Below are 17,161 nucleotides of genomic sequence, written 5' to 3'. Positions count from 1 at the left end.
GGGTATTTTATATTTTCATTTGTTAATGTAAAGATAAAAAGCGTACTATATAAAAGAAATTATGCATAAAAAACAAAATATTAGCAAATTTAGATGAAAAATGTTTACTAAATATTAAAAATGTTATACTATATAATTAAATATTACACAAATAATTTGAATATTAAATTATTAAAAATATGTAAAAAAGGGTAAAAGTATTTAAAGTTTATGGTAATTAAAATAAAAATTTAATATAAGTCTACCTTATATAATTAAGTTTTATTATAAACTATTAAAATATTTATATAGTTTATATAATATATAATCATATATCTTGGGGAGGATAAAATGAGTAAAAAACTAAATTTAAGAAAAGTGACATCATTAGCATTAGTACTAGGATTATCAATACCAATGTTATATCCATCAGAAGTAAGGGCATTAGAAGAAAATAAAAAAATAACAATACTTCATACTAATGACATACATGGTAGATTTGTTAAAAATGATAAGACAATAGGAGTAGATGTATTATCAAGTATAAAAAAACAAACTCCAAATTCATTGTTATTAGATGCAGGAGATACAATCCATGGTTTACCATTTGTAACATTAAATAAAGGTCAAGATGCAGTTGATTTAATGAATATAGCAGGATATGATTTTATGACACCAGGAAATCATGACTTTAACTATGGTTATGAGAGATTATTAGAACTTGTTAAAAAACTTGAATTAACAAATGGACAACAAAAGATGAGGGTTTTATCATCAAACGTAACTAAAGATGGTAAAAGTGTATTTACACCAAATGCTATAAAAGAAATAAATGGAGTTAAAGTAGGTATCTTTGGATTATCATCTCCAGAAACTGCATACAAAACAAACCCTAATAATGTTAAAGGATTAAAATTTGAAAATCCAGTTCAAATGGCAAAAAAACAAGTTGAAGAATTAGAAAAAAATGGTGCAGAAGTAATAGTAGGACTTGCACATGTTGGAATAGATGAATCAAGCGATCCAACAACTATAGATATCGCAAATGAAGTAAATGGTATAGATGTTATAGTAGATGGACATAGTCATTCAAATTTACCAAATGGCAAAAAAGTAAAGGATACTTTAATAGTTAGTACTGGAGAATATATGCAGAATATAGGCAAAGTAGAGTTAGAGGTATCTAGTGTAAATGGAAAGCATGAAGTTGTTAATGCAAATGCAAGTCATATTACTAAAGAACAAGCAAGTAAGATAGCTTCAGATAGTGTTGTTGAAAATAAAATAAAAGAAATAGAAGAAGCTCAAGATAAGATATTATCTGTAAATGTAGGGAATACGGATGTTCATTTAGAGGGAAGAAGAGAAAATGTTAGAACTAAAGAAACTAACTTAGGAAACCTTATAACAGATGCGATGATTTCAGAAACTAATGCAGATGTAGCTATAACTAATGGTGGAGGAATAAGAGATAGTATAAATATAGGAGATATAACTAAAGGAGAAGTAATAAAAGTTCTTCCTTTTGGAAACTACATAGTAACAAAAGAATTAACTGGAGCTCAAATAAAAAAAGTATTAGAACACGGGGTTAAAGACTACGTAACACCAGCAGGTTCATTTACACATATAGGCGGAATGAAAATAGTAGTAGATCCTAGAAATGAAGTGGGAAATAAAGTAATAGATATAACTATAAACAATAAAAAAATAGATATGAATAAAAAATATACAGTAGCTACTAACGATTTCATGGCAGTTGGTGGAGATGATTATCCATGTTTTAACGATGAGTCAATAATAAACGAATACAGTGGCTTAGATGAAGCTTTAATAAAATATTTAGAAAAAACTGGTACTGTATCACCTAAAGTTGAAGGTAGGATAACATCAGTAATAGAAAAATTAGTTGGAGACAATAGATATCATACTGCAACTAAAATAAGCTTAAGTGGATTTGAAAAGGCAGACAATGTTGTATTAGTAAATTCAAATGCTATGTCAGATGCACTTAGCGCAACACCATTTGCAAAACTTAAGGATGCTCCAGTATTATTAACAGAAAGTTCTAAGTTAAGCAACGAAACTAAAGCTGAAATACAAAGATTAGGTGCTAAAAATGTATACATAGTAGGTGGAGATAGCGTTGTTAATGAAAATGTTGTTAATGAACTTAAAACTATGAATTTAACTACTGAAAGAATAAGTGGAAAAGATAGATATGAAACTTCATTAAAAATAGCTAAAAAACTAGGTGATGTAAGTGAAGTAGTAGTAGTAAATGGGGTAAGAGGACTTAGTGATGCAGTAAGTATAGCACCAGTTGCAGCAAATAAAAATATGCCTATATTACTAGCATCTGATACTAATGGAACTAAAGTATTTGATGAATTTATAAAGGATGAAAAAATAACAAAATCTTATGTAATAGGAAAAGAAGGATCTATATCAGAAGAGGTAGCTAAAACACTTCCAAATTCACAAAGAATAGGTGGAATAGACAGAGATGAAACTAATGCTATGATAATAGATAACTTCTATAAAGATATAGAAATAAAAAATTTATTTGTAGCCAAAAATGGAATGAATAGAGAACAAGATTTAGTAGATGCACTAGCATTAGGGGTTGTTGCATCTAAAGAAAATTCTCCTATATTAATAGGTAGTGATAAATTAAATGATAAACAAAAAGAAGTATTAGGAAATAAAACTATAAAATCTCTAACTCAGGTTGGAGGAAATGGAAATGAAGGTATAGTTAAAGAAGTTTCTAATATGATAAAAAGATAAAAATATGCTTTAAACAATTTTATACTAAAATATAAAAACACCTCCGTTTCGTTTTGAAACGAGGTGTTTTTGTAATAGGTATATTTAAACATGATTATTTATCTTCTGGAATTATAAAACTTTTCTATAAGATTTAAAATAGCATACATAATCCAAGCGCAAAAAGCAAGTACAAATACTCCCATCATAACCAAATCTAACTTAAATACCTGGCTTCCATAAACTATTAAATAACCAATACCAGCTCTTGATACTAAGAACTCACCAACTATAACACCAACCCAAGCCATACCTATATTTATCTTAGTAAGGTTTATTAAATTACCAATATTAGAAGGAATTATAAGTTTAAATAATATTTGTGATTTAGTAGCACCAAAACTTCTTAACATTTTAATTTTTTCTTCATCAACATTTATAAAATAATTATAAGCAGAGAGTATAGTAACAACAACAGATATAGTAACAGCAGTAACTACAATACCTTCAATACCAGCACCTGCCCAAACTATAATAATAGGAGCTAGAGCTGTTTTAGGAAGAGCATTTAATATAACTAAAAATGGGTCTAAAATTTTTGATAATTTTTCAGACCACCAAAGTGCTATTGCAACTAATATTCCAAGCACTGTACCTATAATTAAACCAAGTAGAGTTTCATATACTGATATTCCAACATGAGTTAGAAGTTGACCATTTTGAACATAGCTTATAAAAAGCGAGTATATATCACTAGGTTTGCTAAATAAGAATGTGTTTATTATATTTAGATTAGCAAGTACTTCCCAAAGAATTAAAAATCCTGCAAATATTAATATCTGATATAAAAGAATTTTAGTTTTTTCTTTTTTAACGTTTTTTAGATAATTTTTATATCCATCTGAATCTTTACTTAATCTCATCACTATCTAGCTCCTTCCATAGTATGTCAAAGTATTTTTGAAAATCAGGAACTTTTCTGGTTTGAAGAGGTGTTAAATCTTCATTTTGTCTTAGGTCTATGTTGTATACATTTTTAACAGTTGCAGGTCGTTTAGATAGTGCTACTACTTTGTCTGACATCGATATAGCTTCACTTATATCATGAGTTACTAATATAGCAGACTTATTCTCATTTTTAATTATTTTATAAACATCATCACTAACTAAAATCCTTGTTTGGTAATCAAGGGCTGAAAAAGGTTCGTCTAAAAGTAATATATCTGGATTTACAGATAGAGTACGAATAAGAGACACCCTTTGCCTCATTCCTCCTGAAAGTTCTTTTGGATACATATATCTATATTCCCAAAGACCATAAGTTTTTAATAAATTTTCAATACGAGATATATTTTTATCAGTTTTTATATTTTGGATTTCAAGTCCAATTGTTATATTATCGATTATATTTCTCCACTCAAGTAAATGGTCTTTTTGAAACATATATCCTATATTTCCATTTATATTAATATCCCCACTAGTAGGTTTTAAAAGTTTTGTTAATATATTAAGTATAGTTGATTTTCCAGAACCACTAGGTCCAAGTAGAGTTAGAATTTGTCCTTCGTTTAGGGAGAAACTTATATCTTTTAGAACTTCTAGTTCTCCGTCTTTTGTGTAAAAGGTTTGACACAGGTCGCTAACTTTTACAATTTCATTCATGTAATTCACCCCTAAAGTAGATTTTTGGTATATATTATATTATTAAAGTATGAGTGGATTTGTACCTATTTTAAAATATTTATATCTTATATAAGCATAAACATATATAAGATATAACTAGTAAATTAGTGAGTATAGCAAAGTCAAAAAAATAATTTTATGACTTCTTAGTAGATATAGTTTAATAGATAAAAAAGATAGCGTGATAATTACCACGCTATCTTTTTTATCTATTAATAGTTTTTATTAATTAATCTTCAATCTCGTCATAGGTATCAGAAGATCCACAATTACATGGTTTTGAATCGTGACAACCATGGTGATTATCACAACAATCATTATCACCAGGTTGTGAAATATCGCAATCGCATTCTATATCAAGAGTTCCTTTTACACCTATTACATCTTTTATTATAGTATATACAGTTTCTTTAGGTCTAAAGCATAATACTATATCAGCTTTAAATTTATATTTATTAGGACCAGATTTAAGGTTTACTAATTCACTAGAACCAGATTCAGAGTTTTCTGATTCACCAGAATCAGACTCAGAGTTTTCTAAACTAGAAGAACTATATACAGGGTATAATTCACTAGCTCTAGTAACACAATCTACCTTAAATCTACCATCGAATTTTTTGTATATTAAAGAATCTCTTTCAAAAGGAACACATAGGTTTCCGTAGAAATAAGGAGATGGAAGTCCTAAACCTGTTTCTTTAAGATTATTAAGATTTATACAATCACTTAACTTTGTAATTCCAGGGATTTCAAACACACCTAAAAACTCTTTATCTGGGCAATCTTTTAACTGAGCTTTTACTATTACCTTAAAATCACATACGTAATATTCTACATCATTATGATATATTTTTATCTTAATTCCTTCTGATTCATCATCGCAACCTTTAGTATTGCAAATATCATCTAAACAATAGTGCTTTTGAAATTTTTCTTTTGATATATACTCGTTGTATAATTTTTTAGAATAACCACTAGAATCTTTACAAGAGCAAATAGGTCCACTAATAGGTTTAAAACATAAATCTTCATCGTCTAAACACTCTTTAAGGATAGCATCAGGGTGCTTTGGATCATCGCTATAATTATTTCTTAAACCTAAGCATTTATATTTAACACCTACTACTTCTTTTATACATACTTTTTCACCAGCTAAACCATAAGTCAAAGGTGTTACTACTTTAAATGTAGCATTTCTTAAAATTGTTGATAGTGTCGCACTTTTTAAAATTGCGCAGCTAAATATTCTATTAGTTAATATTGGGTAGCATAATGTATCCTTACAATCCCATTTTAAACCTTTACAGCATCCGTCAGAACAATAATCTGATGGCACAAATTTTTTTGTTGTCAAACCTCTAAAGTCATCCATCTATAAATATCCTCCCAATTATATTAATTTATAAAAAGATTTTAATCTTCTTACCCATATGATATGAAATAAAAGGACAATTGTTACAGCTTGTATTTAAATAAAATATTTTTTAACAAGGTATAAATATTATCTATATGAATATATTGTAGTATTATTAAGGAGGGGGTAGGATGACATTTATACAAAATACTGAAATACTAATAAGAAAATCAGATAAGTGTATATCAAAGATATTTTTTAAGAATGGAATTAATATAGCAAATTTTGATTCAAACTTCGAGTTAATATCTTCAAGTAAAGTAATTGATAATATAAAAGGAAGTACAGATATATGGTTTGATATAGATGAACAAGATAACATATATGGAATATATGATGATAAGCAGGGAAGCTTAATTAAAATAGACATAAATAATGACAAAATAAATAAAGCTAGTATTATTAGTTATGATAATTCTAAACATACAATAAGTTTTCCATATATAAGTAAGATAGGTAAAGATATTCATATCATATATTATTTAAAGGATAATAAAAGTAAATTATACAAATTAATTCATAATATAAAAAGAGATAAAGAAGATATAATGTCAATTATAGATATAGTCGGATATGAAGATATAAATAATTTTACTGTAATATGTGATAATACCAATATAAGTGTGTTTTACTTTAAAGTAGTAAAAGGATACGAGGAAGTATTTATGTGTACCTTAAATCATGAAAACTCAATTTGGTATAATCCAATACAAATAACCAATTCAAACAAAGAAAAAATCCATTTATCAGTTACAAAAGGAACAAACAATACGTACCATATAGCCTATTCAGAAAACAATTCTAGTAAATACCAACCAATCTATAAAAGAGTCGATTTAAATAAAGAAGGCATATCGATAAGTGACAGTGTATATGTAAATAAATCCTCAGCTTGTAATATCCCTCATATAATAGAACATAAAAATATTTTACATATGCAATGGATAGAATATGGAAATTTAAATATAAGTAAATCTTCTGATTTTGGTAAATCATGGGGCACACCTATTATAGATGATGATAGCATAGAGTATCCATTTATAAGATATTACTATAAATCAAATTGTGAGGCAGATAAAGAATATAAGGTATCAAATGTATATGGCTGCAGAAACTATATAAATATACTTGGAATATAAAAGGAATTAATGTATTTAGAATATAAAAAATAAGTATAAATATAAAATATTAATACTTGTTTTAGTAATATTTTAAGAATTTAAGATTATATTTATAGCATATAAATTATAGTGGTAGAAAGATATTATAATTAAGAGTAGGCAAGGGGGAGAGCGTGTTGGATAAATATAAAAGATATGCTTCAAAATCAAAATCATCTAAAAATGATATAGAATGCGATAACTCCAAAGTTATAGAGCGTACGTATGATAAATATAAAAGAGAAACAGTAGGAAGGGGAGCGAAAGGAGAACAAGGTCCTCAAGGTAAGATAGGACCACAGGGACCAAGAGGAGAGAAAGGAGAGCAAGGACCTGAAGGGAAGGTAGGACCACAGGGACCAAGAGGAGAGAAAGGAGAGCAAGGACCTGAAGGTAAGATAGGACCACAGGGACCAAGAGGAGAAAAAGGGGAGCAAGGACCTGAAGGTAAGATAGGACCACAGGGACCAAGAGGAGAAAAAGGGGAGCAAGGACCTGAAGGGAAGGTAGGACCACAGGGACCAAAAGGAGAACAAGGGCTTCAAGGTAAGATAGGGCCACAGGGACCAAGAGGAGAGAAAGGAGAGCAAGGACCTGAAGGTAAGATAGGACCACAGGGACCAAGAGGAGAAAAAGGGGAGCAAGGACCTGAAGGGAAGGTAGGACCACAGGGGCCAAGAGGAGAACAAGGGCTTCAAGGTAAGATAGGGCCACAAGGGCCAAGAGGAGAAAAGGGAGAACCAGGACTTGAAGGTAAAACAGGGCCACAAGGGCCAAGAGGAGAAAAAGGAGAACAAGGGCTTCAAGGTAAGATTGGACCACAGGGACCAAGAGGAGAAAAAGGAAATTCAACAGTTCAAAATAATGCTTATCTAGTTCAGTCAGAATCAGTAAGTATTAGCCCAACATCAAGATTTGTATTTAATTCTAGTTTTATAAATGGTACAGATATAAGTGTTAAAAATGATGGCATGACTGTAGTTTTATCTCCAAATGCCACATATTATATTAAGTATACAGTAACAGGAAATTCGTATAATACTTATATAGTTGGACTTAGAGTAAATGAAGCTTTAATCAAAGGGTCACTAGCATACTGTGAAGAAGGTATTAAAAATTCAATTAGTAATGGAGCTATATATACTACTGGAAATTGTGAAGAGGAGCTTGACTTATATAATTTTTCTAACAGAAATATAAAAACAATACCAAATTCAGTTAATATGCAAATAATAAGAATTAATTAACTTTATAAATAAGATTAATTAAAAATAACAAAAAGCTATCTTACAAATTAAGATAGCTTTTTGTTTATGTATTTATAATGGTTTATTTGTATATTTAAGCTCAATATTTATAATAATTATGTATTTTAATGGGAAATATACTATATCATGGACAAATTAAATTAAGGAGAAATGAAATGAATGAATCTTATTGGATTTTAAGCTCTAAGCATAGTGAGTTAGGTAACTTAGAAAAAAATATAAAAACAAATATTTTAATAGTTGGTGGAGGAATAGTAGGAGTTACAACAGCTTATTTATTAGCTAAAAATGGTTTAAAATCTACTATTGTTGATGCTAATAAAATAGGTTATGGAGGTTCTGGGAGAAATACTGGAAAGATAACTTCACAACATGGAATAATATATTCAAAGCTAAACCAAAAGTACGGAATAGAAGATGCTAAATTATACTATGAAGGTAATAATCAGGCACTTAATTTAATTGAAAAAATAACAAAAGAACACAATATAGACTGTAATTTAAAAAGAGAAGACTCATATATACTTGCACAAAATGAAAATTACTTAGAAGAATTAAAAGAGGAATATGAGATTTGTAAAAAAATAGGGATTGATTGCGAGTACCATAAAAGTTTAGATTTACCAGTAGATGTGAAGGGAGCTATTAGTTTTAAAAATCAATGTCAATTTAATCCTAAAAAGTATATAGATGGATTACTAAAAGAATGTATAAACTTAGGGGTTAAAGTTTATGAAAATACACCTATAGTTGACTTTAATAAAGGAGAAGTTTGTGAATTAAGAACCAACAAAAATAATAAAATTTTTGCAGATATAGTTGTAATAGCATCACATATGCCTTGGTATGATGGTAAAAACCTTTACTTTGCAAAAGAAAAGGGAGGAAGGTCTTATTTAATAGCTGGCAAACTAGAAAAAGACATAATCCCAGGAATGTTTTTAGGAGTTGAGGAACAAGGGATAACATTTAGAACTTATAATGAAGGTAACAGAAAACTATTAATATTTGGTGGTGGAGATCATAAAGTTGGTCAGTGTAAAAATGAAGAAGAAATGTATGAAAAACTAAAAAATTATGCAAAAGATAAATTTAAAATTAAAGAATTTAAATATCAATGGTCAGCTCAAGATTATATGAGTTATGACTACCTACCTTATATAGGTTATATAAACAAAAAACAAGACAATGTATATGTAGCTACAGGATTTTCTAAGTGGGGAATGAGTAATGGAACTTTATCAGCAATAATAATAAGTGATCTTATAGCTAAAAAAGAATCTATATATGAAAATCTATTTAATCCATCTAGAAAAAGTAGCTATTTAACAACAGATTTTTATAAAGAAAATTTAAATATGACAATAGAGTATATAAAAGGGAAATTTAATATAGGAAAAGAAGAATTATATATAGAAAAAGGAGAAGGGCAGATTGTAACTATTGATGGAAAAAGATATGGGGCTTATAGACATCTTAATGATGAACTTTATATAGTTGATATAACTTGTACTCATCTAGGTTGCGAACTTAGATTTAATTCAGCAGAAAAAACTTGGGACTGCCCATGCCATGCTTCTAGATATGATTATAAAGGAAATGTATTAGAAGGACCTACTGTAAAACCTTTAAAAAGATACGGAGAAGGAAAAAATCATATTCATATAAACTTGAATTAAGGTATATATAATATATTTAAAGACAGAATATAGCTTAAAATTTACGAATTTTAAATTTATATAAAACGAGGAGCTATCAAAATGATTGCTCCTCATTTTATATCTTACAGTTGTATATTATTAATTAAATAAAACGTATATGCTTTGAATGTTAAATAATAATATTAAGATTACTTGAATATACTAAAGTGGACAGAAACTTTACAAAAACAATCTGCTCATACTTAGGAGGTAGATATGAGTATAAAAAACAATGTTCTCTTTCAAAAGCTAGAACTTAGACAATTTTGTACTTATAGATTTATATTTGGAATAAGTTATAGCTTTATGATTCCTATAATACCACTTTTCCTTGATTCAATTGGAATAACTACAGTTATGATTGGTACTATAATGTCTTTATATGGAGTAAGCAAAACACTAGCACAGATTCTATTTGGGAGAGTATCTGATTATATAGGAGATAAAAAACTTTAGTATTTGCTTTGATACTAATGACCTTTGTTCCATTTTGTTATACCATAACAAATAAGCATATAATAGCAGAAAGCTTATACATAATACAAGGAGCAGTACTTGGTATGTTAGCACCTGCTACTTATTCTATATTATCAAGATCCGTAGAAGTAACTAGAAGAGGAGAAAGTACAGGATTAGCAGCAGCAGTTTTTACATTCGGTGGAGGAATAGGTGCTGCTATTGCTGGATACATTTTATCAAATACTGGTAGTTATGATATTGTATTTTATTTATCTTCAGGAGGGATATTGCTTACACTTATATATGTAATATTTAAGATAGAAAAAGGCAAATTGGATCATTCTAAGTGTAGTAGCAAAAAGAAAGCTATAAAAGAAGAAATTAAAAGATATAGTTTAAAATATAAAATAATTATGTTATGCGCTATTGCATTTTTAGGAGACTATATATATGGATGTGTAGTTGCTTTATTCCATTTTTATGGACAGGAAGTGCTGGGAGCTACTACATCGTACACTTCATCAATTATATCAATATACTTATTTGAATTTGGGTTAGGAGCACCTATTGCATGGTGGGTAAGTGATAAGATAGGAAATAAAAGACAATTATTTTTATTTTTTTGTGTTATTAATATAACCTTACTTGGATTATCCTTTACAAGAAGCATATCTATATTTACCACTATAATAATAGTATATTTTCTTGGAGCAACTTTTTTAAATGCTTCACTTCAAAGTCTTTTATCAGAGTTTGGGGAAAATCCTAAAATAAAGGGTAGCGTATTTGGTATAGTTGGAGCATCTGAATCTTTTGGATATGCACTTGGGCCAATGTTATCTGCACATGTATATAATTTTAATAAGTCTTGGTTATTTTTAAGTCTATTATTAGTTTCAATGATAGTTTCAATTATTTATTTACTATTATATAAAAAAGCTAAAATATAAAATTTAATAAAATAACCCATACGTCAAAACTTAAGACATAGGGGTATTTTTACATGTATGAAACACTTAATGCTATACAACATTGTGCAATGTAATAAACTAAAAGATTAAGACCTGCCATAAATTTTGGACAATCTCTATAAAAATATACAAAAGACAATATTAAATCAGAAACTATAAATAATAATGCTCCAATTATAACTAAAAATACTCCAAAATTATTAAATCCTACTAAATATAAAGATATTGATTTTATAAACATAAAGCTAATAAGTACAGCATAAAAGGCTATATATCTAAATACTCCTTTAAAATCAAAGTTTTTAATAGACTTTAGTATAGATAAAGAACCTATGGAAAGTATAGCAGTAAATAAAATATCATAAACAGTTAAAGAAGTAATAGATACAAAACATAAGGAAAAGAATATATGAGTTATACTAAAGCTTAAAAGACCATGAATAAAAGCATTACCCATAGAGTTTTTACTTCCATTCTCAAATATAAGAAATATATCTCCAAATAGTGAAAATATAAGCCCCATAAGTATAAGTATAAAATAAGTAAAATTATTACTAGAACTATATCCATTTATACATATTCCTATAAATAATAAGCTAGTTACAGTTTTTAAAATAGGCCTTAAATTTTTAAAAGGTTTATATGTAAAATAAATAAGGCTTATTAAAGATAAAGTCATAAAAAAAAATAATAAATAGACCATAACAACCTCCTCAATATACAATAAATAATATATAATTATAATAATACAATATATGTAAATTCACAGAAAAGAGATGAGAGATTGATAAAAGATATATTAAATAATCAAAGGTTATACTTTGAAAGCAATAAGACTAAAGATATAAACTTTAGATTAGATAAATTAAAAACTCTTAAAAAAGCTATAGTAGAAAATGAAGAGGCTATACTTAATGCACTTTATAAAGATTTAGGAAAATCACATTTTGAAGGATATGAAACAGAAATTGGTATAGTATTAGAGGAGATAAACTACGCTATAAAACATTTAAAAAGTTGGAGCAAAAATAAGAAAGTATCAACTCCTATAACTCAATTTCCTGCTAAAAGTTATATAGTAAGTGAACCTTATGGAGTAGTACTTATAATGGCGCCTTGGAATTATCCCTTCCAATTAACTATATCTCCGCTTATAGGTGCTATAGCTGGTGGAAATTGCTCAATACTTAAGCCATCGGAGTTTTCAGTTCATACTTCTAAGGTAATAGTTGATATTATAAATAAGTACTTTGAAAGAGGATATATAAACGTAATAGAAGGTGGAATAGGAGTTAATCAACAGATATTAGAAGAAAGATTTGATTATATATTCTTTACAGGTAGTGTAAATGTAGGAAAGATAGTAATGAATAAAGCATCTAAATATTTAACACCAGTAACCCTTGAACTAGGAGGTAAAAGCCCTTGTATAGTAGAAAAGTCAGCAAATGTAGACCTAAGTGCTAAAAGAATAGTATGGGGGAAATTTTTAAATGCGGGTCAAACCTGTGTAGCACCTGATTATATTATAGTGCACAAAGATATTAAAAAAGATTTAATAGATAATATGAAAAAATATATAATAAAGTTTTATGGAAATAATCCTATTGAAAGTGTGGACTATCCTAAAATAATAAATAAAACACACTTTGATAGATTAAATAATCTTATGAAAAACACAGATGTAATTATAGGTGGAAATATAGATAAATCTAAATTAAAAATAGCACCGACCATTATAGATAATATAGACCATACTTATCCTATAATGGATGAAGAAATATTTGGACCACTACTTCCTATAATAACTTATAAAGATTATAAAGATATAATAGAAATAGTAAAAAAACATCCAAATCCACTAGCACTATATTTATTTACTAAAAATAAAGATATTGAAAAATACATAACAAATAATATAGCTTTTGGAGGAGGGTGTATAAATGATACTATAATCCATCTAGCCACTTCAAATCTTCCATTTGGAGGTAGAGGAACTAGTGGAATGGGATCTTATCATGGTAAGAAAAGCTTTGATACTTTTACACATAAAAAGAGTATACTTAAAAAGTCAAATTTAATAGATATACCAGTTAGATATGCACCTTATAAGGGCAAATTAAAATTACTTAAAAAGATATTAAAATAAATATATTAATTTATAGATAAAATATTTAAAGTAGATTATAAATAAAGGTTTTGATATAATTAAATTAAAGTATATAATACTTGAATGTATAAAATTTAATAAATATAAAGTGCTTGGTGTCAAGTAGACTTAATAGGGAATTAGATGAAAATTCTAAGCTACCCCAGTAACCGTAAAACTGACGAAATCTTAAAAAGCCACTGATAATTCGGGAAGGCAAGAAAGTAGGAAGAAGTTGAGCCGGGATACCTGCCAGTACTTTTTAATCTATTGCCTTCTGAGGGTAGGGTATATAATTAATTTGAATAATTTAGCATACTCTAAGAGTGTGCTTTTTGTATTTAATTTATATAAATATCATTTCAGCTAATAACACTGCAGTTAAATATAGAAATAAGTGTTAAATCAAAATATTCTTATCTTTATATAACTTAAATAATAAGATATGTTTAAAAATAATAAAGTATAAATGTACTTCATTTGACATTAAAATGACACATTTTGACACAATATAATGATAAACTAAGATTAAAGATTACATAATCCTTAGTAAAATGATAATTTGTATCTATAAAACTATAAATATTTAAAAGAAAGGAGGAGTAAGTTCAAGGATATGTCATTTAATAATAACTAAAAATTAATTAGATTAATGCATAGACATGAAAGACAAAACAATGAAGTAGATGAGTTAAAATTTAAATTTGTAAATACCCCTTCAGGATGCTTCTATGTTGAATTAAATAAAGACAACGACATAGAATAAAAAACTTATAAGGAAAATTTAAAAATAAGGAGTAAAATATGAAAAAGAAAGTATTAAGTATAATAATGGCTGTAACCTTGGTAATGCTTACAGTAGTTGGATGTTCAAGTAAAGAAGTGGTTATAAAAGACAGAGAAGGCAGAGAGATTAAAGTACCAAATAAAATAGATAGAATAATATCAACAGCACCATCTAATACTGAAGTATTAGTAGAACTTGGACTTGCTGATAAGCTAGTAGCAGTAGATAAGTATTCAGCAGATGTCGCTGGTATACCAGATAATGTAGAATTAATAGATTTTTCCAAGCCAGATGCAGAAAAAATAATAGGATTAGAGCCTGACATAATAGTAGCATCAGGGCATAATAAAACTGGTTCAACTGAAGATCCATTTAAGATAGTTGAAGAATCTGGAATAAGTGTAGCTTACATACCAAGTAGTAATAGTATACAAGGGATATATGACGATATAACTTTTATATCTGAAGTAACTAACACTAAGGAAAAAGGCAAGAAAATAGTAGAAAATACGAAATCTCAAATTGAGGATATAGCTAAAAAAGGTAAAGATATAAAAAATAAGAAAAAAGTTTATTTTGAAATAGGACCAGCTCCAAATCTTTATAGCTTTGGTAACTCGACATTCTTAAATGAAATGATAGAATTAATAGGAGCTGAAAATATACTTAAAGATGAAAATGCTTGGATATCACCAAGTGCAGAAACTATAATAGATAAAAATCCAGATGTTATATTAACTAATGTTAATTACATAGAAAATCCAACTGATGAAATAAAAGGTCGTGAAGGTTGGGAAAATATAAATGCAGTAAAAAATAATCAAGTTTATCAAATAGATACAAATTCATCATCTCGTCCATCTCAACATATAATAAAAGCCCTAAATGAGATGGCAAAGGCAATATATCCAAATGTATACAACAACTAGAAAGTGGGCATTACTTTCTATCCCAATAGTATTTATAATATTTTGTATTGGAACTTCTATTGGAAGTTCCAATATTAATATAATAGACACTGCACAGATACTTTTTTACAAATTATTTAATCTATCACTAGGAGATAATATAAATCCTAAAGATGTATCTATAATATGGGCCCTTAGAGTACCAAGAGTATTACTAGCATTTTTAGTTGGTGGTTCACTTGCTGTAAGTGGATCAGTAGTCCAATCTATTTTAAAAAATGAACTAGCATCTCCATATACCCTAGGAGTATCATCAGGTGCATCACTAGGTGCAGGTCTAGTTATAATACTTGGGGTAAACATACCTTTTTTAGGAAATTTAACTCTACCTTTAATAGGTTTTTTATTTGGGCTTTTTACAGTATATGGAGTTATAGTATTTTCCTCTAAAATAGATAAAACAATGTCAAATAACACCATAATACTTGCGGGTATGGTATTTTCTTTATTTGTAAATGCGCTTTTAACAACTATAACGGCGTTATTTAGTGAAGATTTAAAAAGTATAAGTCTATGGCAAATGGGAAGTTTTGCTATGAAAGGATTCTCAGCAGTTAAAGCTATAATACCATTTTGTGTAATAGGTATAGTTGGTATTTTAATATATACAAAAGAAATGGATATATTAACTTTTGGTGAAGAACAAGCTAAAGCTGTCGGAGTAAATACTACTAAAGTGAAAAAAAGACTATTTATATTTTCAGCAATACTTACAGGAAGTGCGGTAGCATTAAGTGGGACTATAGGATTTGTAGACTTGATAGCACCTCATATAGTTAGACGTATATTTGGTTCTAAGCACTCTTACGTAATACCAATGTCATTTGTATTTGGTGGGAGCTTAATGGTAATAACAGACTTAATAGCAAGAACTGTAGTAACACCAGCAGAACTACCAGTAGGTGCTGTGACGGCTATAATTGGTGCGCCATTTTTTGCTTATGTATATTTTAGTAAAGGTAAGAGGTCATAATATGTTAGAAGTTAAAAATCTTTTTTGTAGTTATGATAATGTAGATATAATAAAAAATGTAAGTTTTAAAGTAGAAAAGGGTAAAAATTTATGTATAGTAGGTCCAAATGGATGTGGTAAAAGTACATTACTAAAGTCCATTGCAAATATTATAGATTATAGAGGCAGCATAAAAATAGACAATGATGAAGTAAATACTTTAAGTAGAAAACAATTAGCTACTAAAATAGCCCTTATGAGCCAAATAAGTCAAATATACTTTCCATATAGTATATATGAAACAGTTTCACTTGGAAGATATGCACACTCTAGTGGTATATTTAACTCTTTAAATAAAAAAGATAAAGAGTTAATATTAGATTCAATAGATAAAGTAGGATTATTAGACATTAAAGATAAGCCTATTACTGAATTATCAGGAGGTCAGCTTCAAAGGGTATTTTTAGCTAGAACATTTGCTCAGGATCCAGATGTAATACTTCTTGATGAACCAACTAACCACTTAGATTTAAAGTATCAAATAGAGTTACTAAAGCATCTATCTACTTGGGCTAAAGAAAAAAATAAAATAGTAATTGGAGTACTTCATGACTTAAATTTAGTACATTTTTTTAGTGATGATGTATGTTTAGTTAACAATGGAGAAATAGTAGCATATGGAAAGTCAAGAGATGTATTTAAAGGAGACAATTTAAAAGAAATATATAAGATAGATGTAGCTAAATTTATGATAGAAGTATTAGAAAAATGGAAATAAAAAACTATAGTGATAACTATAGTTTTTTTTATTTTTATAAATGATTTGATTAAAAAAATTATATAAAATAGCAATGTATTTTTAATTATACAAAGAATAATAATAGTTGTACTGTAGATAATAT

General features: G+C 27.9%; 12 protein-coding genes, 1 pseudogene and 1 riboswitch. Of the genes and pseudogenes, 9 read left to right on the top strand and 4 right to left on the bottom strand.

Annotated elements, in window-relative coordinates; genetic code table 11:
* The first annotated feature begins 330 nt into the window (after positions 1–330).
* Positions 331–2,769: a cell wall-binding repeat-containing protein gene (locus tag I1959_RS07790; RefSeq protein WP_195237787.1), complete on the top strand. Its 2,439-nt coding sequence runs from the start codon at positions 331–333 to the stop codon at positions 2,767–2,769.
* A gap of 98 nt (positions 2,770–2,867) precedes the next feature.
* On the opposite strand, the gene I1959_RS07785 is transcribed toward I1959_RS07790, so the two are convergent.
* The 3 genes from I1959_RS07785 to I1959_RS07775 all read right to left on the bottom strand — a co-directional run bounded on the left by I1959_RS07785 (position 2,868) and on the right by I1959_RS07775 (position 5,803).
* Complete coding sequence (locus tag I1959_RS07785) at positions 2,868–3,671, bottom strand: ABC transporter permease (protein ID WP_092925719.1); 804 nt, start codon at positions 3,669–3,671, stop codon at positions 2,868–2,870.
* On the bottom strand, positions 3,658–4,410 hold the full coding sequence (locus tag I1959_RS07780) for an ABC transporter ATP-binding protein (protein ID WP_092925721.1): 753 nt from the start codon (positions 4,408–4,410) through the stop codon (positions 3,658–3,660). Before I1959_RS07780 ends, I1959_RS07785 begins: the two co-directional genes overlap by 14 nt.
* 250 nt (positions 4,411–4,660) lie before the next feature.
* Positions 4,661–5,803, bottom strand: coding sequence for a hypothetical protein (locus tag I1959_RS07775; RefSeq protein ID WP_166505467.1), 1,143 nt, complete (start codon positions 5,801–5,803; stop codon positions 4,661–4,663).
* A gap of 173 nt (positions 5,804–5,976) precedes the next feature.
* Here I1959_RS07775 and I1959_RS07770 point away from each other — a divergent pair, with 173 nt between their 5' ends.
* The 4 genes and pseudogenes from I1959_RS07770 to I1959_RS07755 all read left to right on the top strand — a co-directional run bounded on the left by I1959_RS07770 (position 5,977) and on the right by I1959_RS07755 (position 11,382).
* Positions 5,977–6,984 (top strand): hypothetical protein, encoded by a 1,008-nt coding sequence (locus I1959_RS07770; protein ID WP_166505466.1) that lies wholly within the window; start codon positions 5,977–5,979, stop codon positions 6,982–6,984.
* 158 nt (positions 6,985–7,142) lie between these two features.
* A complete protein-coding gene (locus tag I1959_RS07765) occupies positions 7,143–8,252 on the top strand; it encodes a collagen-like protein (protein WP_207733556.1) in 1,110 nt (369 codons plus the stop codon).
* 176 nt (positions 8,253–8,428) lie between these two features.
* Positions 8,429–9,952 (top strand): FAD-dependent oxidoreductase, encoded by a 1,524-nt coding sequence (locus I1959_RS07760; protein ID WP_166505464.1) that lies wholly within the window; start codon positions 8,429–8,431, stop codon positions 9,950–9,952.
* Positions 9,953–10,189: 237 nt separating this feature from the next.
* Positions 10,190–11,382: pseudogene (locus I1959_RS07755) on the top strand (MFS transporter).
* A 49-nt stretch (positions 11,383–11,431) separates the two neighbouring features.
* On the opposite strand, the gene I1959_RS07750 reads toward I1959_RS07755, so the two are convergent.
* Positions 11,432–12,106: a lysoplasmalogenase gene (locus I1959_RS07750; RefSeq protein ID WP_166505463.1), complete on the bottom strand. Its 675-nt coding sequence runs from the start codon at positions 12,104–12,106 to the stop codon at positions 11,432–11,434.
* A gap of 24 nt (positions 12,107–12,130) precedes the next feature.
* On the opposite strand from I1959_RS07750, the gene I1959_RS07745 reads away from it, so the two are divergent.
* The 4 genes from I1959_RS07745 (at position 12,131) to I1959_RS07730 (ending at position 17,037) form a co-directional block, all read left to right on the top strand.
* Complete coding sequence (locus I1959_RS07745) at positions 12,131–13,552, top strand: aldehyde dehydrogenase (protein ID WP_330405617.1); 1,422 nt, start codon at positions 12,131–12,133, stop codon at positions 13,550–13,552.
* A gap of 96 nt (positions 13,553–13,648) precedes the next feature.
* Positions 13,649–13,823: riboswitch (cobalamin riboswitch) on the top strand.
* Positions 13,824–14,356: 533 nt separating this feature from the next.
* Positions 14,357–15,268, top strand: a complete 912-nt coding sequence (locus I1959_RS07740; RefSeq protein ID WP_092925734.1) for an ABC transporter substrate-binding protein — start codon at positions 14,357–14,359, stop codon at positions 15,266–15,268.
* Positions 15,252–16,280, top strand: a complete 1,029-nt coding sequence (locus tag I1959_RS07735) for a FecCD family ABC transporter permease (protein WP_092925736.1) — start codon at positions 15,252–15,254, stop codon at positions 16,278–16,280. The genes I1959_RS07740 and I1959_RS07735 overlap by 17 nt, the downstream gene beginning before the upstream one ends.
* 1 nt (position 16,281) lies before the next feature.
* A complete protein-coding gene (locus I1959_RS07730) occupies positions 16,282–17,037 on the top strand; it encodes an ABC transporter ATP-binding protein (protein WP_092925738.1) in 756 nt (251 codons plus the stop codon).
* The last annotated feature ends 124 nt before the right edge of the window (positions 17,038–17,161 follow it).

This window comes from Romboutsia sp. 1001285H_161024_C4 (assembly GCF_015550185.1).
Lineage (GTDB): Bacteria > Bacillota > Clostridia > Peptostreptococcales > Peptostreptococcaceae > Romboutsia_C > Romboutsia_C hominis.
Note: the sequence above shows the minus strand (reverse complement) of the source record. Positions and strands in the feature narration are given on the sequence as shown.

Coding starts and splice junctions, on each gene's coding strand:
- I1959_RS07790 (WP_195237787.1), top strand. CDS start 331: ATGAGTAAAAAACTAAATTTAAGAAAAGTGACATCATTAGCATTAGTA.
- I1959_RS07785 (WP_092925719.1), bottom strand. CDS start 3,671: ATGAGATTAAGTAAAGATTCAGATGGATATAAAAATTATCTAAAAAAC.
- I1959_RS07780 (WP_092925721.1), bottom strand. CDS start 4,410: ATGAATGAAATTGTAAAAGTTAGCGACCTGTGTCAAACCTTTTACACA.
- I1959_RS07775 (WP_166505467.1), bottom strand. CDS start 5,803: ATGGATGACTTTAGAGGTTTGACAACAAAAAAATTTGTGCCATCAGAT.
- I1959_RS07770 (WP_166505466.1), top strand. CDS start 5,977: ATGACATTTATACAAAATACTGAAATACTAATAAGAAAATCAGATAAG.
- I1959_RS07760 (WP_166505464.1), top strand. CDS start 8,429: ATGAATGAATCTTATTGGATTTTAAGCTCTAAGCATAGTGAGTTAGGT.
- I1959_RS07750 (WP_166505463.1), bottom strand. CDS start 12,106: ATGGTCTATTTATTATTTTTTTTTATGACTTTATCTTTAATAAGCCTT.
- I1959_RS07740 (WP_092925734.1), top strand. CDS start 14,357: ATGAAAAAGAAAGTATTAAGTATAATAATGGCTGTAACCTTGGTAATG.
- I1959_RS07735 (WP_092925736.1), top strand. CDS start 15,252: ATGTATACAACAACTAGAAAGTGGGCATTACTTTCTATCCCAATAGTA.
- I1959_RS07730 (WP_092925738.1), top strand. CDS start 16,282: ATGTTAGAAGTTAAAAATCTTTTTTGTAGTTATGATAATGTAGATATA.